The organism is Streptomyces sp. NPDC053431 (assembly GCF_044544925.1).
In the GTDB taxonomy this organism is placed as follows: Bacteria; Actinomycetota; Actinomycetes; order Streptomycetales; family Streptomycetaceae; genus Streptomyces.
Genome location: NZ_JBITXX010000019.1, coordinates 33,879 through 53,537 on the forward strand (window position 1 = coordinate 33,879; position 19,659 = coordinate 53,537).

18 protein-coding genes are annotated in these 19,659 nt (G+C 72.7%); 10 read left to right on the forward strand and 8 right to left on the reverse strand.

What is annotated here, in order from left to right:
• Window positions 1–30: 30 nt before the first annotated feature.
• Window positions 31–234, forward strand: a complete 204-nt coding sequence (locus tag ACIGXE_RS31625; protein WP_399752758.1) for a hypothetical protein — start codon at window positions 31–33, stop codon at window positions 232–234.
• Window positions 235–431: 197 nt separating this feature from the next.
• A complete protein-coding gene (locus tag ACIGXE_RS31630; RefSeq protein WP_399752760.1) occupies window positions 432–674 on the forward strand; it encodes a hypothetical protein in 243 nt (80 codons plus the stop codon).
• Window positions 675–805: 131 nt separating this feature from the next.
• Here ACIGXE_RS31630 and ACIGXE_RS31635 read toward each other — a convergent pair whose 3' ends face one another.
• Window positions 806–1,120, reverse strand: a complete 315-nt coding sequence (locus ACIGXE_RS31635) for a hypothetical protein (protein WP_399752762.1) — start codon at window positions 1,118–1,120, stop codon at window positions 806–808.
• A 3-nt stretch (window positions 1,121–1,123) separates the two neighbouring features.
• The gene (locus ACIGXE_RS31640; protein WP_399752763.1) at window positions 1,124–2,659 is read right to left on the reverse strand and encodes a FadD3 family acyl-CoA ligase; all 1,536 of its coding nucleotides are present in this window, start codon (window positions 2,657–2,659) and stop codon (window positions 1,124–1,126) included.
• A 97-nt stretch (window positions 2,660–2,756) separates the two neighbouring features.
• Here ACIGXE_RS31640 and ACIGXE_RS31645 point away from each other — a divergent pair, with 97 nt between their 5' ends.
• The 3 genes from ACIGXE_RS31645 to ACIGXE_RS31655 are packed head-to-tail and all read left to right on the forward strand — an operon-like array spanning window position 2,757 to window position 5,141.
• A complete protein-coding gene (locus ACIGXE_RS31645) occupies window positions 2,757–3,899 on the forward strand; it encodes a lipid-transfer protein (RefSeq protein WP_399752765.1) in 1,143 nt (380 codons plus the stop codon).
• A 25-nt stretch (window positions 3,900–3,924) separates the two neighbouring features.
• Complete coding sequence (locus ACIGXE_RS31650; protein WP_399752766.1) at window positions 3,925–4,362, forward strand: Zn-ribbon domain-containing OB-fold protein; 438 nt, start codon at window positions 3,925–3,927, stop codon at window positions 4,360–4,362.
• Window positions 4,359–5,141 carry an enoyl-CoA hydratase/isomerase family protein gene (locus ACIGXE_RS31655; RefSeq protein ID WP_399752768.1) on the forward strand — a complete coding sequence of 261 codons (783 nt, stop codon included), beginning with the start codon at window positions 4,359–4,361 and terminating at the stop codon, window positions 5,139–5,141. Before ACIGXE_RS31650 ends, ACIGXE_RS31655 begins: the two co-directional genes overlap by 4 nt.
• Before the next feature lie 24 nt (window positions 5,142–5,165).
• Here the strand turns inward: ACIGXE_RS31655 and ACIGXE_RS31660 are convergent, their stop codons facing one another.
• Both ACIGXE_RS31660 and ACIGXE_RS31665 read right to left on the reverse strand, forming a co-directional pair.
• Window positions 5,166–5,672 (reverse strand): hypothetical protein, encoded by a 507-nt coding sequence (locus tag ACIGXE_RS31660; RefSeq protein ID WP_399752770.1) that lies wholly within the window; start codon window positions 5,670–5,672, stop codon window positions 5,166–5,168.
• A 111-nt stretch (window positions 5,673–5,783) separates the two neighbouring features.
• Window positions 5,784–6,422 (reverse strand): hypothetical protein, encoded by a 639-nt coding sequence (locus ACIGXE_RS31665; protein ID WP_399752772.1) that lies wholly within the window; start codon window positions 6,420–6,422, stop codon window positions 5,784–5,786.
• Window positions 6,423–6,548: 126 nt separating this feature from the next.
• Here ACIGXE_RS31665 and ACIGXE_RS31670 point away from each other — a divergent pair, with 126 nt between their 5' ends.
• Window positions 6,549–7,112, forward strand: coding sequence for a hypothetical protein (locus ACIGXE_RS31670; protein ID WP_399752774.1), 564 nt, complete (start codon window positions 6,549–6,551; stop codon window positions 7,110–7,112).
• Between the two features lie 104 nt (window positions 7,113–7,216).
• On the opposite strand, the gene ACIGXE_RS31675 is transcribed toward ACIGXE_RS31670, so the two are convergent.
• Complete coding sequence (locus ACIGXE_RS31675) at window positions 7,217–9,616, reverse strand: PQQ-binding-like beta-propeller repeat protein (protein ID WP_399752775.1); 2,400 nt, start codon at window positions 9,614–9,616, stop codon at window positions 7,217–7,219.
• A gap of 103 nt (window positions 9,617–9,719) precedes the next feature.
• A complete protein-coding gene (locus ACIGXE_RS31680; RefSeq protein ID WP_399752777.1) occupies window positions 9,720–10,571 on the reverse strand; it encodes a VOC family protein in 852 nt (283 codons plus the stop codon).
• Window positions 10,572–10,815: 244 nt separating this feature from the next.
• Here ACIGXE_RS31680 and ACIGXE_RS31685 point away from each other — a divergent pair, with 244 nt between their 5' ends.
• Entirely contained in the window at window positions 10,816–11,463 is a 648-nt protein-coding gene (locus ACIGXE_RS31685) for a TetR family transcriptional regulator (RefSeq protein WP_399752779.1), read from the forward strand.
• 241 nt (window positions 11,464–11,704) lie between these two features.
• Here ACIGXE_RS31685 and ACIGXE_RS31690 read toward each other — a convergent pair whose 3' ends face one another.
• The gene (locus tag ACIGXE_RS31690; RefSeq protein ID WP_399752780.1) at window positions 11,705–12,205 is read right to left on the reverse strand and encodes a nitroreductase family deazaflavin-dependent oxidoreductase; all 501 of its coding nucleotides are present in this window, start codon (window positions 12,203–12,205) and stop codon (window positions 11,705–11,707) included.
• Complete coding sequence (locus tag ACIGXE_RS31695) at window positions 12,205–13,440, reverse strand: acyl-CoA dehydrogenase family protein (RefSeq protein WP_399752782.1); 1,236 nt, start codon at window positions 13,438–13,440, stop codon at window positions 12,205–12,207. The genes ACIGXE_RS31690 and ACIGXE_RS31695 overlap by 1 nt, the downstream gene beginning before the upstream one ends.
• Window positions 13,441–13,546: 106 nt before the next feature.
• Between ACIGXE_RS31695 and ACIGXE_RS31700 the strand changes: the two genes are divergently transcribed.
• The 3 genes from ACIGXE_RS31700 (at window position 13,547) to ACIGXE_RS31710 (ending at window position 19,605) form a co-directional block, all read left to right on the forward strand.
• Window positions 13,547–14,710 carry a thiolase C-terminal domain-containing protein gene (locus tag ACIGXE_RS31700; protein WP_399752783.1) on the forward strand — a complete coding sequence of 388 codons (1,164 nt, stop codon included), beginning with the start codon at window positions 13,547–13,549 and terminating at the stop codon, window positions 14,708–14,710.
• A 155-nt stretch (window positions 14,711–14,865) separates the two neighbouring features.
• On the forward strand, window positions 14,866–16,146 hold the full coding sequence (locus ACIGXE_RS31705; protein WP_399752785.1) for an FAD-dependent monooxygenase: 1,281 nt from the start codon (window positions 14,866–14,868) through the stop codon (window positions 16,144–16,146).
• Window positions 16,147–16,290: 144 nt separating this feature from the next.
• A complete protein-coding gene (locus tag ACIGXE_RS31710; RefSeq protein ID WP_399752787.1) occupies window positions 16,291–19,605 on the forward strand; it encodes a FlgD immunoglobulin-like domain containing protein in 3,315 nt (1,104 codons plus the stop codon).
• The last annotated feature ends 54 nt before the right edge of the window (window positions 19,606–19,659 follow it).

A 19,659-nucleotide genomic window follows, 5' to 3' on the forward strand; every position in this document is an offset into this window, starting at 1 on the left:
CACCACTCATGAGACGCAGGAGTTGACGAGATGAGCAACCCGATCGAGAAGGACGCGGTCGTGACGCCCCAGGACATGCACGCCACCGGCGGCACCGAGGGCGAGATCACCACGAAGGACATGCACGCCACGTCCGAGCCGGCGATCGACGCCATCACCAAGAAGGTCACGGGCACCGGTCCGGGCGAGATCACGACGATGGACATGCACGCCACGTCCGAGCCGCTCAACTAAGCCACACGCCACGGGGACGGTTCCGGCGACGCCATCGGGGGAGTCGCCGGGACCGAGCGGGGCGGACGGAGTGCGGGGCTCGGGGGCGCCCGAGAGGACCGGGGGGAATCCTCGGGCAAGGGCCCCGTCGCACCGGACGACCCGACAAGAAGGGGCCGGGCATCAGCCCGGCCCCTTCGTCGTGCCAGGATCGCGGCGTGAAGAAGCAAGCCAAGGACCTCGCCAAGTGGTGGCTCTTCTGCGCCGCGGCGGCCGCGTTCTGGCTCCCCGACCTGCACGGCGGCCAGGGCCTCGGAGACACGCTGAGGGTGATGGCCTTCGGTGGCTACCTCGCCCACACCCTCGACCTGACCATCGGCCTCGCCTTCCGCCTCGCGGATGCAGCCGTGCATCGACCTGACGAAGTAGTCGACGCCGCCTCGCACCCGCGTTCGACCTAGGTCAGGATCGATCATGTCCGGTACGACGGGTGGTGGGGACCGCCCGCCGTGCCCGGGCGAGGCACGCCATGCGCGCGCAGGGGGGAGGGCCCGGGCCGGCAACACCGGTCCGGGCCCTTTGCGTGCCGGGGTCAGACACGTCTGACCATCACCTGCGGCGGGCACAGCTTGGCCATGTCGTCCTCGTCGGACGTGAACACGGTCACCAGCCCGCGTTGCCGCCCGGCGATCACCGCGAGCGCCGCGTCGACGGCGTACTTGTGGCCGTGCAGGCCGGCCGCCCTCAGGAGGGAGACGGCAGCGTTCGCGACATCCTCCGTGACCGGCTCGACCACGACGTGTGAGAGCGTCCACTCCCACGCCGCGTAGGGGAACTTGCCGTGATACGCCTCGATCAACGTCATGGAGCTGGTGACCACGCGGACCAGCCCGGTGACCCCGGTCACACCTCATCGGTCGCGCAGGACCCCCTTCAGCACCTTCCCGCTCGCGTTCCGCGGCAGTTCCGTGACGAACTCGACCTGCCTCGGCACCTTGTAGTTCGCCATCTCGCGACGTGACCACGCGATCAGGTCGTCGGCCGTGACGCGGGCGCCCGGGCGGCGGACCGCGAAGGCCTTGCCGACCTCGCCGAGGCGCGGGTCCGGGATGCCGATGACGGCGACGTCCGCGATGTCGGGGTGCAGGCCCAGGAGCTGTTCGATCTCCGCCGGGTACGCGTTGAAGCCGCCGACGATGAACATGTCCTTGATCCGGTCGGTGATCCGGAGGTTGCCCTCCGGGTCGAGGACCCCCACGTCGCCCGTGTGCAGCCAGCCGTCCGGGTCGATCGCCGCCGCCGTCGCCTCCTCGTCCTCGAAGTAGCCGGTCATGACGTTGAAGCCGCGGACCAGGACCTCGCCCGACGGCGACAGCCGGACCTCCGTGTCCGGGATCGCCCGGCCCGAGGTCCGCGCCACCACCTCCGGCGCGTCCCCGCGGCGGCACATCGTCACGATCCCGCTCGCCTCCGACAGGCCGTACGCCGTGAGGACCGTGGCCACGCCCAGTTCGCCCCGCAGGCGTTCCACCAGCCGCAACGGCACGACCGCCGCGCCCGTGACGACCAGGCGGAGGGTGGACAGGTCGTGCGAGGAGCGGGCGGGGTGGTCGAGCAGGGACTGGTGCAGGGTCGGCGGACCCGGCAGGACCGAGACGCGCTCGGCAGCGATGTTCGCGAGCACCGTGTCCACGTTGAAGACCGGCTGCGGGATCATCACCGCGCCCCGCAGCAGGCAGGCGATGACCCCCGCCTTGTAGCCGAAGGTGTGGAAGAAGGGGTTCACGATCAGGTAGCGGTCCCCCTCGCGCAGCCCGGCCAGCTCGCTCCAGACCTCGTAGCAGCGCAGGGTCTGCCCGTGGGTGATCACCGCGCCCTTGGGGCGGCCCGTCGTCCCCGAGGTGTAGATGATGTCCGAGGGGTCCCCGGGGGCCACCCGCCCGGCCCCCGCGCGGACCTCCTCCGCCCGTACCGCGTCCCCCTCCGCCAGGAACGCCTTCCACGTCACGTATCCCGGCTCGTCCGGTGCCGTGTCGCCGAACACGACCACCCGTTCCAGGTCCGGCAGTTCCGCATCCGCGCGCCGCAGCGAGGCCACGTAGGACGTGCCCAGGAAGGTGCCGGTCACGAAGAGCAGACGGGCCCGCGAGCGGGCCAGGACGTCCGCCGCCTCCGCCCCCTTGAAGCGCGTGTTCAGCGGCACCAGCACCGCGCCCGCCGTCACCGCGCCGAGCGCCGAGACGATCCAGTCCAGCGTGTTGGGCGCCCAGATCGCGACCCGGTCCCCCGCCCGTACGCCGGTGGCCAGGCACGCGGCCGCCGCCCGTTCGACGCGCGCGCCGAGCTCGGCGTACGAGACCCGGGTGCGGCCCTCGACGACCGCCTCCCCCGGCCCGTACCGCTCGGCCGCCCAGCGCACCAACTCCGGTATCGAGCCGTACTCCATCGCCCGTCCCTCCCGCCGGAACCCCGTAGCTGACTATCCGTCAGATTAGCTGTAGCCTGACGCGCTGTCAGCACAGCGGACGATCGAGGGGGTTGCCGTGCTCAAGGACCGCACAGCCATCGTCGGGATAGGTCAGACACCCTTCGCGAAACACCTCCCGGAGTCCGAGAAGACCCTGGCCTGCCGGGCGATCCTCGCCGCCCTCGACGACGCCGGGATCGCCCCCTCCGAGGTCGACGCCTTCGCCTCGTACACCATGGAGGAGACCGACGAGGTCGAGGTCGCCAAGGCCGTCGGCGCCGGCGACGTCACCTTCTTCTCCAAGGTCGGCTACGGCGGCGGCGGTTCCTGCGCCACCGTCGGGCACCTCGCCGCCGCCGTCGCCACCGGGCAGGCCTCCGTCGGCGTCGCCTGGCGGTCCCGGAAGCGCGGGTCCGGGCCGCGGCCCTGGAAGAACACCCAGGTCCAGCTGCCGACCCCCGGCCAGTGGACCCGCCCCTTCGGGCTCGTCCGGCCCGCCGACGAGATCGCCATGCTCGCCCGCCGCTACATGCACGAGTACGGCGCCACCCGCGACCACCTCTTCAACGTCGCCCTCGCCTGCCGCAACCGGGCCAACCAGAACCCGGCCGCGATCATGTACGACCGCCCGCTGACCCGCGAGATGTACATGACCTCCCGCTGGATCAGCGAACCCCTCTGCCTCTTCGACAACTGCCTGGAGACCGACGGCGCCCTCGCCTGCGTCATCGTCTCCGCCGAGCGCGCCCGCGACTGCCGGCAGCGCCCCGTCTACGTCCACTCCGCCGCCCAGGGCCTGCCCGCCCAGCACCACGGCATGGTCAACTACTGGAACGACGACCCGCTCTCCGGCCCCGCCTGGACCGCCGCCCGCCATCTGTGGAAGACCGCCGACTTCGGCCCCGAGGACGTCGACGTCGCCCAGATCTACGACGCCTTCACCCCGCTCGTCCCGCTCTCCCTGGAGGGCTACGGCTTCTGCGGCCGGGGCGAGGGCGGTGCCTTCACCGAAGGCGGCGCGCTGGAGATCGGCGGCCGGCTGCCCCTCAACACCGGCGGCGGCGGGCTCTCCGAGGCCTACGTCCACGGCTTCAACCTCATCAACGAGGGCGTGAAGCAGCTCCGCGGCGCCTCCACCGCCCAGGTCCCGGACGCCGCCACCTGCCTCGTCACCGCCGGCGAGGGCGTGCCCACGTCCGCGATCCTGCTCCGCGCCTGAATCCGAGTCCGAGAAGGAGAGCCCCATGGGCCTGCTCACACCCGTCATCGACGAGGACGGCGCCCCCTTCTGGGAGTACGCCGCCCGGGGCGAACTGCGCGTCCAGGCCTGCGCCGCCCCCGACTGCGGAGAACTCCGCTTCCCGCCACGCCCCTGCTGCCCGCACTGCCAGTCCTTCGACAGCACGTGGCGCCTCATGTCCGGGCGCGGCCGGATCTGGTCCTTCGTCGTCCCGCACCCGCCCCTGCTGCCCGACTACGCCGCCCTCGCCCCGTACAACGCGGTCCTCGTCGAACTCGCCGACGCCCCCCGCATCCGCCTGGCCGGCAACGTCGTGGCCGCCCCCGACGCGCCCCTGAACTCCGTCGACCCGGCCCGGCTGCGGATCGGCGCCGCCGTGAAGGTCGCCTTCGCCGAGATCGACGGTGTGACCGTGCCCCGCTGGCTCCTGGAGCGCGCGTGAGCGTCACCGTCGAACGGGACAAGGAGCACGGGATCGCCGTCGTCACCCTCGACCGGGCCGACAAGCACAACGCGATCACCCTGGACATGGCCCGCCGGCTCGGCGAGGTCTGGCGGGGCTTCCGCTACGAGGACGAGGTCCGGGCGATCGTCGTCACCGGCGCCGGCGGCCGGGCCTTCTGCACCGGCATCGACCGCACCGCCGCCGCGGACGTGCCCCAGCCCTCCTCCCCGTACACGATCGACGACCCGCTCGTCGCCATCGGGCCCAAGGCCAACGACCTGTGGAAACCGGTCGTCGCCGCGGTCGAGGGGATGGCCTGCGGGGGCGCCTTCTACCTGCTCGGCGAGGCCGAGTTCCTGGTCGCCGGCGAGGGCGCCGAGTTCTTCGACCCGCACACCACCTACGGCATGGTCAGCGCCTTCGAGACCATCCAGATGGCGCAGAAGATGCCCTTCGGCGAGGTCGCCCGGATGGCCCTCATGGGCACCGCCGAGCGGATCTCCGCGCGACGGGCGTACGAGACGGGGCTGGTCAGCGAACTCACTCCCACGGGTGAGGCGCTGGCGGCCGCACGCCACGCCGCCGGGGTGATCGCCGGCTGTCCGACGGAGGCCGTGCAGGGGACCGTACGGGCCCTGTGGTCGGCCAAGGAGGCCGCCCGCGCGCAGGCCCTGGCCCACGCGCCGCACCTGGTGACGCTCGGGAACCTGCCGCCGGAGCGGCAGGCCGAGCTGTTCACCGGGCGGGGCGGGGGCGGCGGCTTCCGGCTGCGCTGAAGCGGCCTCCCGTGGTGGAGGACGTCAGCCGATGGTGCGGTCGGCGAAGGTGACCTCGCAGCGGGTGTACTCGGAGCCGTTGCCGGAGCCGGTGTACGGGGTGCTCGCCTCGGCCGACTTGGAGCCGCCGCCCTCCACCCGCAGGTCCTCGACCTTCGCCAGCGCGAGGTCGACGGTCTTCCCGGCGTCGCCCTTGAACTGGAGGGTGACGTCGTAGAGGTACGCCGAGGAGTCGTTGTTGGAGACGGTCACCTTGGCGACCAGGTTCTTGCCGTCCGCGCTGAGCGCGCACTCGTCGATCTTGACGTCGCGCGCGGCGCGGTCCCGCGAGGAGCCGCCGACGCCGCTGACGCTGCCGGAGGAGCTGCTCGAGTTGCCGTCGGAGCCGCTGCTGGAGTGGCTGGAGTTGTTGCTCGAACCGCTGCCGCCGTGGCCGCCGCTGCAGCCGGCCCCGTGGGAGCCGCGGGCGCCGGTCAGGGCGACGACGGCGATACCGAAGACAGCGATGGCTCGGACATGACGAAGCTTCACGCTTCAACCCCCGTTGAGTATGTGCGAATGCGCAGACAGAGTGATGTGGCCTGTCCGGAAGGGAGATTGACAGGCCCACGTCACCCTACTGGACGCCGAGGGGTGCCTGATTCAGGGCGCGCTCGCGGTGGGGGTCGCGGTGCCCGTGGGGGTGGGGGTCGGGGTGGCCGAGCCCTCCGGCTGCTTCCGCACGTCGTACACGTAGCAGTTCTTCACCTGAGCAACGGCCTTCGGGTTCTTCATCGCGACCTCGAAGGCCTTCGACGCGTGCCCGTCGACGCTCACCACGGCCTCGGCCCGGTCGACCGCCGAACCGTTCGAGCCCTTGAACTCCAGGACCACCTTGTACGTCGCCGCGGTCGCGTCCCGCGAGACGATCTTCAGCGTGGCGGTGGTGTCGGCCTTGCGGGCCGGCTTGCCCTTGCGCTTCTTCTGCGCGGGCTCGACACAGGAGACGACGAAGACCTCCACACCCGCCGTGGGGGACGTGGTCGGCGACGGCGTGTACGTGGAGCTGCCCGAGCCTCCGTAGCCGCCCGAGGTGCCGCCCTCGTAGTCGTCGTAGTCGTCGTTCTTCTTCTTGGAGCTGGAGCAGCCGCCGCCACCGCCGCCGCCGCCGCTCTTGCTCTTGCCCGACTTGCTGCTGCTCTTGCCGCTGCCGTGGCCGCCGCTGCTGCTCGTCTGGAACCCGGTCAGCGCGAGCACCACCACCGTGAGCGTCGCCGCGAGCTTCAGCCTGGTGCGGACCATGACCGCGCCTCCCCGTTCGTTTCGTCGTGTTCGCGTCACCCTAGCCGGGGCCGTGGCGCCGCGTGGCGGGCCCCCGGTACCCGGCGTAGCGTCGTGACCGAGACCCGGACCGAAGGAGGCCGCTCGGTGATCCGCAACATCGTCGGCTCGGTCCTGGCACTCGCCGGAGCGACGGCCGCCGTCTGGAGCCCCTTCCGTGCCTGGTACGACGGCCGTCACGGTAGCGACTACCGCATCCAGGACCTGTTCGACGGCATCACCGACACCCAGGCCGAGATCATCGGCTCGATCCTGCTGCCGTTCGCCTTCGCCGCCCTGCTCACCCTTCTCGGGGTCGTGCTGCGCTCCCGCCTGCTCGTCGCCCTGGCGGGAGTCGTCGTGCTCGGCTTCACCGTCCTGTGGATGGTGCGGGTGGCACAGGTGAAGAACGGCCTGGACGTCGACACCTCCGGCGGAGGCCTCGACCACGGCGTCGCCATGGCCCTGGGCGGCGGGGTGCTGCTGCTCCTCGGCGCGGCCGTCATGTCCGGCCGGCGCGCCCACTACACCCGGGTGGACGGGGGCCCCGCCGCCACCCACCCACCGCCGGAGCAGGCACCGCCCCCGGAGCAGGGGCCGCCCCCGTCCTCGGACGTGCCCTGGGACCCGGGACGCGACGAGACCCCGCCGCCCCCGGATCACCGGGCGTAGCCCGGGACAGGACGCCTGGCGCGACGGGACACCTGGAGGGACGGGACACCGGCGCGACGCGTCGGGCCCGGGATCCGCGTCCCCAGCGGGTCCCGCGCCCGCCGTCACGCGCCCCGGTTGGTCGCCGTCCCCTTCACCGCGTCCAGCGCGTACACGCAGCGGTCCTTGCTGCACGCGTACACGACACCGTTCCTGGCCACCGGCGAGCCGGTGATCTCGCCACCGGTCGCCAGCTTCCAGCGCAGCTGACCGCCGCTCGCGTCCAGGGTGTAGAGCACGTGGTCGGCCGAACCGAAGTGCACCCGGCCGTCGGCGACCACCGGCGAGCCGATCAGCTCACCGCCCGCCGCGAACCGCCACTTCGGCGTACCGGTGACCGCGTCCAGGGTGTAGAGCGCGCTGCCGCTGCCGACGTGGATGTTGCCCGCGGCGACGAGCACCGGCTCGGTGGACTGCCGGGGCTCCGTCGCGATCCGCCAGCGGTCCTTGCCGGTGGTCGCGTCCAGCGCGTACACCGTGCCCAGGTGGTCGGCGAGATAGACCCCGCCGCCCGTGACGGCGGGACCCGGTGCGTAGGCAGGCGGCGAGAGGAACACCGCCGGCGCCTCGAAGTGCCAGCGCACGTGCCCGCTCGCGACGTCCACGGACAGCACCCGGGTGCCGGCCGCCACGTACACGCAGCCGTCCTCGGCGGGCGCGACCCGCACCGGGACGTGCGCGCAGGAGGCGGCGTCGCCGACCGGGTACGACCAGCGCTCCACGCCCGTCCGCGCGTCCAGCGCCTGCAGTCGGGCGTCCCGCCACACGTACACGGTGTCCCCGTGCACGGCCGGCCCGCCCTCGGCCGTCTCGAAGTCGGTCTGCGCGCCGGTGATCTCCCACAGCTTGGCGCCGTTGGAGGCCTCCCAGGCCTGCACGCCGCCGCCGCGGGTGCCGGTGACGACGGTCCCCCGGTCCACCCGGAGGGAGTACACCCAGGCGTCCGTGTGCAGCCGCCAGCGCTCACCGCCGTCGTGGGCGTCGAGCGCGTAGAGGGTGGGTCCGTCGGAGGCGTGGATACGGCCCTGGGCCACCGCCATCGACCAGGCCACGTCCCGCGTCTTGAACTGGCGCCGGCCGCTCGCCGTGTCCAGGGCGTGCACCTCGAAGGAGGTCACGTAGAGCAGGTCGCCGTCCACGACCGGGGTGCCCCACACGTCGTTCGACATGCGGAAACGCCACGGCCGCCAGTGCCCCGGCGCCTCGGGAGCCCGGTCCGGGGCCTGCGAGGTGTGCTGCGCCTCCGGGGCCTGGGCCGGCCCGGGCAGCGGGCGGGAGCCGGGCGGCGGGCCGGGCTCCGTACCGAACGAGCCGCCGCCGGGCGGGCGCACCCAGCCGGTCGCGCCGCCGGCCGCGGCGCCCGCGCCGACCTGGAGGGCCGCGCGGGTGTCGGCGACCCGGGGGCCGGGACCGATCGGCACCGCGGCGCCGGCCAGCCGCACCGGACCGCCGGCGTTCGACTCGGCGGGACCGGCGTGCCGGCCGCCGCCGCGCGGGTCGCCGCCCCGGTCCGCGGGCTCGCGCGGCGGGCGCGGCGGCATCGGCGGGGCGGGCGGCGGCGTGCTGCTGGGCCGGCCGCCGCGCCGGGTCTCGATCATGGCGACGGCGCTCTGCGGCAGCCAGGCCGCGGCCGTACCGCTGTCGTCCTCACCGGAGCCGAACAGATGCGGGGCGAGCATGGCCTGCAGGTCGGCCGGGGTCGGGCGCTGGGCGACGTCCATCTGCATACAGGCGTCGATCAGCGGCCGCAGCTCGTCCGGCAGCCCCTCCAGGTCCGGTCCCTCGCGCAGCAGCATGAACACCGTCTCCACCGGGTTGGCCCCGTGGAACGGCGCGTGTCCGGTCGCGGCGAACACCAGCATCGACCCCAGCGAGAAGACGTCGCTGGCGCCGGTGACGCTGCGCGAGTCGCGGGCCTGCTCGGGAGACATGTAGGCCGGGGTGCCGACGGCGACGTTGGTCATGGTCAGACGCGTGTTGGACACGCCGGACGCGATGCCGAAGTCGATCACCCGGGGGCCGTCCTCGACGACGAGGACGTTGGAGGGCTTGAGGTCGCGGTGGACGAGGCCCGCGCCGTGGATGGACTGCAGGGCCTCGGCGACGCCGGCCGCGAGCCAGCGCACCGCCTGGGCCGGGAGCGGCCCGCACTCGTTCACTATCTCTTCGAGGGAGGGCGCCGGCACGTACGCGGTCGCGAGCCACGGCACGGCGGCCCGCGGATCGGCGTCCACGACGGCCGCGGTGTAGAAGCCGGAGACCGCCCGGGCGGCCTCCACCTCGCGGGTGAAGCGGACGCGGAACAGCTGGTCCTCGGCGAGCTCCGTCCGCACGGTCTTGATCGCCACGCGCCGCCCGGACGCCGAGCGCGCGAGATAGACGAGGCCCATTCCGCCCGCACCGAGCCGGCCCAGCACCTCGAAGGGCCCGATCCTTCTCGGGTCGTGCTGCGTCAGCTGCTCCACTTGCCTGCCACCTCCCCGTAGGGCCATGAGATTACGGCCCCGTGGACCCTGATTGTTCCTGTCCGGGGCGGTGGTTGCGAACCCGGGGGCGGATCGGGGTGTCCTAGCTCATATCGGAAGGCGGCTCCCCGGTCCCGGCTTCGGTGCGGGCGGGCGTGTCGTCGGCGTCGGCGGGCCGCGTCACGGGCTCCGCCAGGACCGCGAAGCGGGCGCCCTGGTTGTCGTGGAGGACGGCGATGCGGCCGTGGGGGGTGTCGAAGGGGTCGGTGGTGACGCGGCCGCCGAGGCGGACGGCGGTGGCGCAGGCCTCGTCGCAGTCGCGGACGGCGAAGTAGACGAGGACATGGCCGGGCATCTCGGCGGGGAAGGCGTCGGTGATCACGGCGCGGCCGCCGAAGGCGGTGTCGTCGCCGGGGCGGGAGCCGGGCGGGGACCAGACGCGGTAGTCGAAGCCGCCCTCGCGGCCCTCCTCGCCGGGGTCGACCTGGCGGCCGAGCCAGCCGAAGACAGTGGCGTAGAAGGTGTCGACGGCGTCGGGCTGCCGCGTGTAGACCTCCATCCAGCAGAAGGCCCCGGGCCGGTTGGTGACCTCGAAGCCGTCGTCGTCACCGGACTGGCGCAGCCCGAAGACGGCGCCGCCGGGATCGGCCGCGAGGGCCAGGACACCGAAGGGGCCGACGGGGTACGGCTCCATGACCATCTGCCCGCCCGCCGCCTTGACCCGCTCGGCGACGGTGCCGGCGTCGCGGGTGGCGAGGTAGACGGTCCAGGTGGTGGGCATCCGCCCGTCCCGCTTCGGCAGCAGGCCGGCCACCCGGCGTCCCTGGAGCAGGGCCTCGTCGCGGTCGGGGTCGAAGCGCCAGCCGAAGAGCTCACCGTAGAAGCGCTTGCCCGCCTCGAGGTCGGGAAGCTGCGCGTCCACCCAGCACGGGGTGCCCTCTGCGATTTCCGCCATGGCTCCAGGATGGGCACCCGCCCGGAGGCCCGCACCCCACGACCACCCGGACGAAAGCGAACATTTGTCCCCATTCGCACCGCCGAGCCCTTGTCCCGCCTGGGTTGTCCACCGAAGTTGTCCACAGGCTGTTAATAAGCTCAACGAGGGGCGCGCGAGGGTCCGGGCGGGCCCGCCGCGGGGGCCGCACCCCATTTGCAGTCGGCCGAATCGCGCGCCGATCACCCCTCGGTAAGCTGACGGCATGACAGGACAAGTACGCACCGTCGACGGCCGCGTGGCCGGACGACGCGGTCAGGCGACGCGGCAGAAGCTGCTCGACTGCCTCGGTGAAATGCTCAGCTCCTCGCCCTATCGGGACGTCAAGGTCATCGACGTGGCCCGGAAGGCGGGTACTTCACCCGCGACGTTCTACCAGTACTTCCCTGACGTCGAGGGCGCCGTCCTCGAGATCGCGGAGGAAATGGCCAAGGACGGCGCCGGGTTGACGGAGCTGGTCTCCGGTCGCTCCTGGGTCGGCAAGGCCGGCTGGCAGACCTCCGAGGACCTGGTCGAGGGATTCCTGGACTTCTGGCGCAAGCACGACGCGATCCTGCGGGTGGTGGACCTCGGGGCCGCGGAGGGCGACAAGCGGTTCTACAAGATCCGCATGAAGATCCTGAACTCGGTCACCAACTCCCTGACGGACGCGGTGAAGGAGCTCCAGTCGAAGGGCAAGGTCGACAAGGACGTCAGCCCCGCGGCGATGGCGGGCTCGCTGGTGGCGATGCTGGCGGCGGTCGCCGGCCACCAGAAGGGCTTCCAGACCTGGGGCGTGAAGCAGGCCGAACTCAAGCCGAACCTCGCCCTGTTGGTGCACCTGGGAATCACGGGGAAGAAGCCGACGAAGTAGTCCCCCCGCGAGCACCTGGCTCCCTTCACGCGTCCTGTCGCGCCGGCGGCGGTCCCGCGTTCCGCACCGGGGTACCCACGTACCCGGGGTGCGGGAGGCGTGACCGCCGCCGGCTTTTTCGCGTGCCGTCGCTCGCCCGCCACTCGCCGTCGCCGCCATTCGCCTTCCTCGGCCTTCCCTCGCCTTCCTTCGCCTTCCTCGGCCTTCCTCTCTACCTCCCTCGACCTCCCTCGACCTCCCTTCACCCCCCGCCCGACCCGCCCGGCCCGCCCGACCCGCGCGTCAGCCGGAACAGCCGGATCTCCCGCTCGATCCGCGCCTGGTACGTGGCGTACGGCGGCCAGAAGGCGAGCACCGCCCGCCAGGCCTCGGCCCGCTCCTCCCCCGTGAGCAGCCGCGCCCGTACGGGGAAGCTCTCGCCGCGCCAGCTGACCTCGGCGTCCGGGTGGGCGAGCAGGTTGGCGGTCCAGGCCGGGTGCCCCGGACGGCCGAAGTTGGAGCCGATGAGCAGCCAGGTGCCGCCGGCCTCCGGCATGCAGGCGAGTGGGGTGACCCGCGGCTGCCCGGATCTGGCGCCCTTGGCGGTGAGGACGACCCCGGGCAGCATCTGGGCGCTGAGCATCACCTTGCCGCGGGTGAGCCGGTGCACGGCCCGGTCCATGGCGGGGATGAAGTGCGGCGCGATCTTCGCGAAGGCGCGGGTCGACGAGACCTTCTGCATCATGCGCAGCCCTACCGGCATCAGGCCACCTCCCCCGGGAACCCGGTGCCGGCAGCGCCGGCGGTGCCGGCGGTGCCGGCGGTGCCTTCGCCGAACAGGCCCTCGCACTCGGCGGCGCGGGCGCGCAGCCGGTGGGCCGGGCCGAAGAGGAGCTCGTCGGCCGCGGCACGCTTGAAGTACAGCTGGGCGTCGTGTTCCCAGGTGATGCCGAGTCCGCCGTGCAGCTGGACGGCCTCGGCGGCCGCGGCGCGCTGCGCCTCCAGCGCCTGGGCGAGGGCGAGCACGCCGGTGACGCCCTGCTCCTCCCCCGCCGCGCAGACGGTGAGGGAGCGGGCGGACTCGATCTGGACGAGGAGGTCGGCGAGGCGGTGCTTGACCGCCTGGAAGGAGCCGATGGGGCGCCCGAACTGCTCGCGGTTGCCGACGTGTTCGACGGTCCTGTCGAGCGCTCCGCGCGCGGCGCCGACGGCCTCGGCGGCGAGCATGACGGCCGCGGCGCGCCCGGTCGCGGCGAGCGCGCCGAGCACGTCGGCCGGCTCCTCGCCCAGCAACTCGGCCTCCACATCCCGGAGTTCCACGAGCGCCTGGGAGCGCGTGACGTCCAGGGTGGGCTGCCGGCGCCGTACGAGACCCGCCGCGTCGGCGCGTACGAGGAAGAGCAGGGTGCGGCTGCGCGGGAAACCGCCGGTGTGCGCGGCGACCACGAGCAGTCCGGCGCTGTGCCCGTCGAGGACGTGGCCGGCCTCGCCGTACAGCGTCCATCGCGTGCCGTCGGGCCGGGCGGCCTGGATGCCGCCGGCCCGGCCGTCGCCGGCCCAGGATTCGGCGGTGTTGTCGCCGGTGAGGCCGAGGGCGAGCGGGAGGGAGCCGCCGGGGAGGGCGAGGGCGCAGGTCAGGGTGCCGTCGGCGATCCGGGGCAGGAGCTCGGCGCGCTGCCGTTCGGTGCCGAGGGCGGCGATCAGCGGGGCGGCGAGGACTCCGGTGGCGAGCAGCGGGGAGGGGGCGAGGACGCGACCGGTCTCCTCGCAGGCGAGGGCGAGCTCGGCGGGGCCGCAGCCGACCCCTCCGTACCGCTCGGGCAGGGCGAGTCCGGGCAGGCCGAGGGTGCCGGCGAGGGCGGCCCAGAGTGCGGTGTCGTAGCCCTCGGGGGTGGTGACGGCGGCCCGGGTCTCGGCCGGTCCGGCGCGTTTGGCGAGGAGTTCGCGCAGGGTGCGGCGGATCTCCTGCTGTTCTTCGGTGACGGCGGCGGTACGCATGGGTCTCCCCTCCGTATCTGACGGTGCGTCATGCTAGGACCGCCCGGAGCAGATGCACAGCCCGCCGGGCCTCCCGGCGCAAGAAATCTGATGTACCGTCAGATTCATGCCCACCACTCCACGGGACCGCCGTCGCGTCGCCGTCGTCGGCATATCCCTCTCCGACTGCGGCCGCGTCGACGAGGCCACCCCCTACGCCCTGCACGCCCAGGCCGCCCGCCGCGCCCTCGCGGACAGCGGCCTCGACCGCTCGGTGATCGACGGGCTCGCCTCGGCGGGCCTCGGCACGCTCGCGCCGGTCGAGGTCGCCGAGTACCTGGGGCTCCGCCCCCGCTGGGTGGACTCCACCGCCGTCGGCGGCGCCACCTGGGAGGTCATGGCGGCACACGCCGCCGACGCCGTCGCCGCCGGCCACGCCAACGCCGTCCTGCTCGTCTACGGCTCCACCGCCCGCGCCGACATCAGGGCCCGGCGACGCACCGGCAACCTCTCCTTCGGGTCGCGCGGTCCGCTGCAGTTCGAGGTGCCGTACGGCCACAGCCTGATCGCCAAGTACGCCATGGCCGCCCGCCGGCACATGCACGAGTACGGCACGACCCTGGAACAGCTCGCCGAGGTGGCCGTCCGGGCGCGGGCGAACGCGGCGCTCAACCCGGAGGCGATGTTCCGGGACCCGATCACGGTCGACGACGTGCTCGGCGGCCCGATGATCGCGGACCCCTTCACCAAGCTGCACTGCTGCATCCGCAGCGACGGCGGCTGCGCGGTGCTGCTCGCGGCCGAGGAGTTCGTGCCGGACACGGCGAAGGCGCCGGTGTGGGTGCTCGGCACGGGCGAGCACGTCTCGCACACGACGATGTCGGAGTGGGCGGACTTCACCGTCTCCCCGGCCGCGGTGAGCGGCCGACTGGCCTTCGAGCGGGCCGGGGTGCGCCCCTCCGACATCGAAGTGGCCGAGATCTACGACGCGTTCACCTACATGACCCTCGTGACCCTGGAGGACCTGGGGTTCTGCGCGAAGGGCGAGGGCGGGGCGTTCTTCGCGGAGAAGGACCTCCTGCCGGTGAACACCGACGGCGGCGGCCTCTCGGCCTGCCATCCGGGCATGAGGGGCCTGTTCCTCCTGGTGGAGGCGGTCCGCCAGCTGCGCGGCGAGGCACCCGGGCTCCAGGTCCGCCGCCCGGACGGCTCACTGCCGGAGCTGGCGGTGGCGTCGGGGACGGGGGGCTGGTTCTGCTCGTCGGGGACGGTGGTGCTGGGCAGGGACTGACCGGCGGGCCCACCGCGCAGAGCCGGGGCGGGGCGGGGCGACACGGGGCAGACCCAAGAATCTATACGCCCGTCATAGACAACCGTGTAGGACATCCGTATAGTCATCGGTGCGGGGCCGGAGCGGCCGCGCACCACCCGACAAGGAGTCCTGCCATGACCAGCCTGACCACCACCTCCCGGACCGGCCGCCCCTCCCGCACCTCCCGCCCCGCCCGGACCGTCCTCATCTCCGGCGCCTCCGTCGCCGGCCCCGCGCTCGCGCTCTGGCTGCACCGCTACGGCTTCGTCCCCACCGTCGTCGAGAAGGCCCCCGCCCTGCGCACCGGCGGCTACAAGGTCGACCTGCGCGGCGGCGCCATCGAGATCTGCGCCCGGATGGGCATCCTCGACGAGGTCCGCGCCCACTCCACCGACATGGACGGCGGCTCGTACGTCGACTCCGGGGGCCGCACCATCGGCGAGCTGCCGGCCGAGATCTTCGGCGGACGCGAGGACCAGGACGACGAGATCATGCGCGGCGACCTCGCCCGGATCCTGTACGAGCGCACCCGCGACGACGTCGAGTACGTCTTCGGCGACTCCGTCGCCTCCCTGCACGACGACGGCGACGGCGTGGACGTCGTCTTCGACAGCGGCACCCGGCGCCGCTTCGACCTCGTGGTCGGCGCGGACGGACTGCACTCGCACACCCGGCGCCTTGTCTTCGGCGACGAGCGGCGGTACAAGCGCCACCTCGGCGCGTACATCTCGATCTTCACCGGTCCCAACCGGCTGGACCTGACCCGCTGGGAGACCTATCACGCCCGCCCGAACAAGCTGATCTCCGTCTACAGCACGGCCGGTGAGAACGCGGGCACCGCGAAGAACTGCTTCGTCTTCGCCGCCCCGGCCGAGCTCGCCTACGACCACCGGGACACCGCCGCCCAGAAGCGCCTGCTCGCCGAGGCGTTCGCGGGCGACGACTGGGAGATCCCGCGACTGATCGCCGACGCGGCGGACGCGGACGACTTCTACTTCGACTCCATCGCCACCATCCACATGGACCGCTGGTCCCGGGGCCGGGTCGTCCTCCTCGGCGACGCCGCCCACTGCACCTCCCCCGCCTCGGGCCAGGGCACCGGCCTCGCCCTCACCGGCGCCTACGTCCTGGCCGGTGAACTCGCCGCGGCCGGCGGCGACCACGTCGCGGGCTTCGCCGCGTACGAGGAGGTCATGCGCCCGGGCATCGAGCTCAACCGGCGCTTCGCGGAGAAGTTCGCCAAGGAGATGACCCTCTCCTCGCGCCGCAAGATCGCCCTGCGCATGTTCCTGGTGCGCCTCCTGCCCAGGACGCCCTGGAAGAACCTCATCGCGAAGAAGATCCGCGAGGAGATCCAGAAGGCGGCCAACGCGGTCCCCCTGAAGGAGTACGACGCGGCACGCCAGGCGGCTTGAACGAGTTCGAAACCGCCTACCGGCGCGGAAGAGGCCGCTGTTACGATCACGGCCTCGGACGGGAAGCGCCGGAGGGGGCCGCGCGGGGACGCGCGAACGAAGGCCACCCGTCCACGCCTGAACAGGCCTTCGGAGGGGACTTCCTTGAACCTGCACGCCCGCGGATCGCTCGCCGTGGTCACCGCCTTCGGTGTCACCACCGGCCTCTGCGCCGCGCTCACGGCCCCGGCCGTGGCCGCCGGCGCCACGACCACCGTTGCCGCGGCCACCGACGAGGTGGTCGTCCCGGACCCGGGCCGCTACAAGCCGCGCGAGGAGACCCTGCTCCAGGCGGGCGCGACCGGCTACCTCCACCGGCAGGAGGGCACGACCGGTCTGCTGTGGACGGACCTGGCCACCGGCACGACGACCCCGCAGCCCACCGCGGCCCAGTACGGTCACTCCGGCCTCTACATCGACCGCAGCAGCAGCCCCGCCACCGTCGTCGACATCGGCGCGGGTACGAGAAACCCGTTCGCCGTCCCGGCCGGCCAGGCCTTCTTCGGCGCCTTCAACGCCGACACGCTGGTCACCCGGACCGACCAGGACGGCTCGACCGTGGCGCTCGCGCTGGTGCGCACGACGGACGGTGCCCCCGTCGAGGTTCCCGTGACGGGCCTGCCCCAGGGCATGGGCACCGCCTCACTGGTCAAGCAGGATGCCCAGGGCGCGATCATCCGGTTCTCCGCCGGACCGGGGCGCTTCCTCCTCGACTACAAGTCGGCCGCTCTCACCCGGCTCCCCGCCGCCTTCGAGCAGGCCACGACCCTGCGCCTCGGCGCCGACCACGTCCTGGCCTGGTCCACGGGCCGCGGGACGCTCTCCACCGTGCCGCGCTCGGACCCCTCGGCGGAGCCCGTGACGACGGCCGTCCAGAGCCCGGTCGACTCCGCCGGCGTCATGGAGTTCGCGGTGGTGGGCTCCCGTGCCGTCTTCGTCCGCCCCGCCCCCTCCTACGACTACCGCCGCGAGCTCGCCCAGAAGCTCCAGAGCGTGCCGCTCGGCGGCGGCCCGGTGAGCGATGTCCTGCCGGCCGCGACGACGAACCTTCTCCCCCTGCCGGACGGCGGCGTCCTCGCCGTCGCCGGCTCCGGCGCCTCCGACTGGGCGGTGCGACGCGTCACGCTCGGCGGCGACGGCGCACCGCCGTTCACCACGGTGCAGACGGTTCCGCAGGTCCCCGCGACGTACAGCGGAGTGACACTGGGCGGTGGCCGGCTGAGCTACCTCGCCGACTCGGCGGTCTCGGCGCCGAAGCTGTTCGACGTCGACGTCAGCGCGACCGGCACCCCCACCGCGACCGCTCCCCGCATGCGCTACGGCATCTTCTACAGCCAGCCGAAGGGACTGCGGTCGCTCGGCGACGGCGACTCGGCGTACGAGACCTCCCGCTGGATCGAGGCGCCGGCGGACGACCATTCCCGCAGTGTCCAACTGCCCGCGTCCAGCACGGTCGTGGACGCGTCCGGACCGTACGTCCTCGCGAAGAACGGCGACACGACGTACGTCGCCGATCTCGACGTCCACAACATCAACGATCCCAGCGTCCCGCTCACGCTCACCCGACAGGCCGCCGCCGTGTGGGCCACCAAGGTCTGGAAGCCCGCCCCGACCAAGGGCATGGTCGACGCCTACGACCTCAAGGAGAAGCGGACCTACGGACCCCTGAACATCGGCTCCGGCTGCGTTCCCTCCGAGCTCCAGGCCGTCGGCCGCTGGCTCTACTGGGCCTGCGCGGCCGAGGCGAAGGCCGGAGTCTACGACCAGCAGCTGAAGAGGAGCGTCCCGGTCACGCCCGGTGAATCGCTGCTCGGCGACGGCTTCGTCGTACGCCACGACCCCGCCGCGCACAAGCTGCTGCTGACGGACCTGTCCACCGGACAGACCACGGACTACGCCGACGTCCCGGCCTGGACCGGTGACCAGCGCGGCGCCCGCTGGACCGTGGACAAGTTCGGCGCGAACGTCGCGTACGTCGACGCCCGACACGACATCCACGTCAGGCGCGTCCCCGTCGCCGCCCAGCCGTTCACCCTGCTCGACACGTACAGCAGCCGGATCAGCGGCGGCACCTCCGAGCTCCGCTGGCGCATGTCCCGCACCGTGGGTCCCTGGAAGCTGGAGATCAGGAACGCGGCCGGGCGGACCGTGCGCACCTACCAGGGCGCGACCGGCAGCGGCGCGGGCGTCTCGGTCGACTGGGACAGCCGGGACGACCTCGGCCGCGGGATCGAGGACGGCACCTACGCGTACGTCCTGACCGCGCAGCCCGGAGACGGCGTCGGAGCCGCACTCCGGCTGACCGGAACGGTCGACGCCTTCGACGTCGGCCTGACCACGCTGCCCGGCACCTACCGGCCGCTCACCCCCGCCCGCATCATGAACACCCTCGGCGGCGTTGGCGTGCCGCAGGCCAAGGTGGGAGCCGGGAAGACCGTCTCGCTCGAGGTGGCGGGGGCGGGTGGCGTGCCCGCGACCGGGGTGACGGCGGTCGTCCTCAACGTCACCGCCACCGGCCCGACCGCCGCGAGTTACGTCTCCGTCTACCCGTCGGGCACCCGGCAGACCGCCGCCTCGAACCTCAACTTCAAGGCGGGCCAGACAGTCGCGAACCTGGTCACGGTGCCCGTCGTCGACGGCAAGGTGAACTTCTTCAACAAGTACGGCGCGGTCGACCTGCTCGCCGACATCGCCGGCTACTACACCGAGGGCACCTCCGGCGCGAAGTACCAGCCCGTCACGCCGCATCGGATCCTCAACACCATCGGCGGCGTCGGCGCGCCGAAGGCGAAGGTCGGCCCCAAGGGGACCGTCGAGCTGACGATCGACGAGCCCGGCGTCTCCGCGGTGGCCATGAACGTCACCGCGACGAACCCGACGGCGACGAGCTACGTGTCGGTCTACCCGTACGGCACGCCCCGACCGCCGGTCTCCAACCTCAACTTCACCGCCGGAAGGTCCGTCCCCAACCTCGTCATCGTCCCGGTCAAGGACGGCAAGGTCACCCTCTACAACCACGCCGGCACGGTCGACCTCCTCGCCGACGTCACCGGGTACTTCAAGGACGGCACCGGTTCGGTCTTCACCGGGATGCAGCCCAGGCGGATCATGAACACGATCGCGGGCGACGGCGTGCCGCAGGGCAAGGTCGGCGCGGGCAAGACGGTCGACCTGTACGTCGGCGCCGAGTACTCGGCCGTCGTCCTCAACGTCACCGCCACCAACCCGACCGCGACCGGCTACGTCTCGGTCTACCCGTACGGCACCCCGCGCCCGGCCGTCTCCAACCTCAACTTCACCGCCGGACAGTCCGTCCCCAACCTCGTCATCGTCCCGGTCAAGGACGGCAGGATCACCTTCTTCAACCACTCCGGATCCGTCGACCTCCTCGCCGACATCGCCGGCTACTACACCGACTGATCCCCCGCCGCACACACCGGGCGGATCCGCACCTCCCACCGCAGGGCCTCATGA

What these genes read in the sequence shown, in the direction of transcription:
- ACIGXE_RS31625 (WP_399752758.1), top strand. Translation starts at nt 31, where the DNA reads ATGAGCAACCCGATCGAGAAGGACGCGGTCGTGACGCCCCAGGACATG.
- ACIGXE_RS31640 (WP_399752763.1), bottom strand. Translation starts at nt 2,659, where the DNA reads ATGGAGTACGGCTCGATACCGGAGTTGGTGCGCTGGGCGGCCGAGCGG.
- ACIGXE_RS31650 (WP_399752766.1), top strand. Translation starts at nt 3,925, where the DNA reads ATGGGCCTGCTCACACCCGTCATCGACGAGGACGGCGCCCCCTTCTGG.
- ACIGXE_RS31665 (WP_399752772.1), bottom strand. Translation starts at nt 6,422, where the DNA reads ATGGTCCGCACCAGGCTGAAGCTCGCGGCGACGCTCACGGTGGTGGTG.
- ACIGXE_RS31680 (WP_399752777.1), bottom strand. Translation starts at nt 10,571, where the DNA reads ATGGCGGAAATCGCAGAGGGCACCCCGTGCTGGGTGGACGCGCAGCTT.
- ACIGXE_RS31685 (WP_399752779.1), top strand. Translation starts at nt 10,816, where the DNA reads ATGACAGGACAAGTACGCACCGTCGACGGCCGCGTGGCCGGACGACGC.
- ACIGXE_RS31690 (WP_399752780.1), bottom strand. Translation starts at nt 12,205, where the DNA reads ATGCCGGTAGGGCTGCGCATGATGCAGAAGGTCTCGTCGACCCGCGCC.
- ACIGXE_RS31695 (WP_399752782.1), bottom strand. Translation starts at nt 13,440, where the DNA reads ATGCGTACCGCCGCCGTCACCGAAGAACAGCAGGAGATCCGCCGCACC.
- ACIGXE_RS31700 (WP_399752783.1), top strand. Translation starts at nt 13,547, where the DNA reads ATGCCCACCACTCCACGGGACCGCCGTCGCGTCGCCGTCGTCGGCATA.
- ACIGXE_RS31705 (WP_399752785.1), top strand. Translation starts at nt 14,866, where the DNA reads ATGACCAGCCTGACCACCACCTCCCGGACCGGCCGCCCCTCCCGCACC.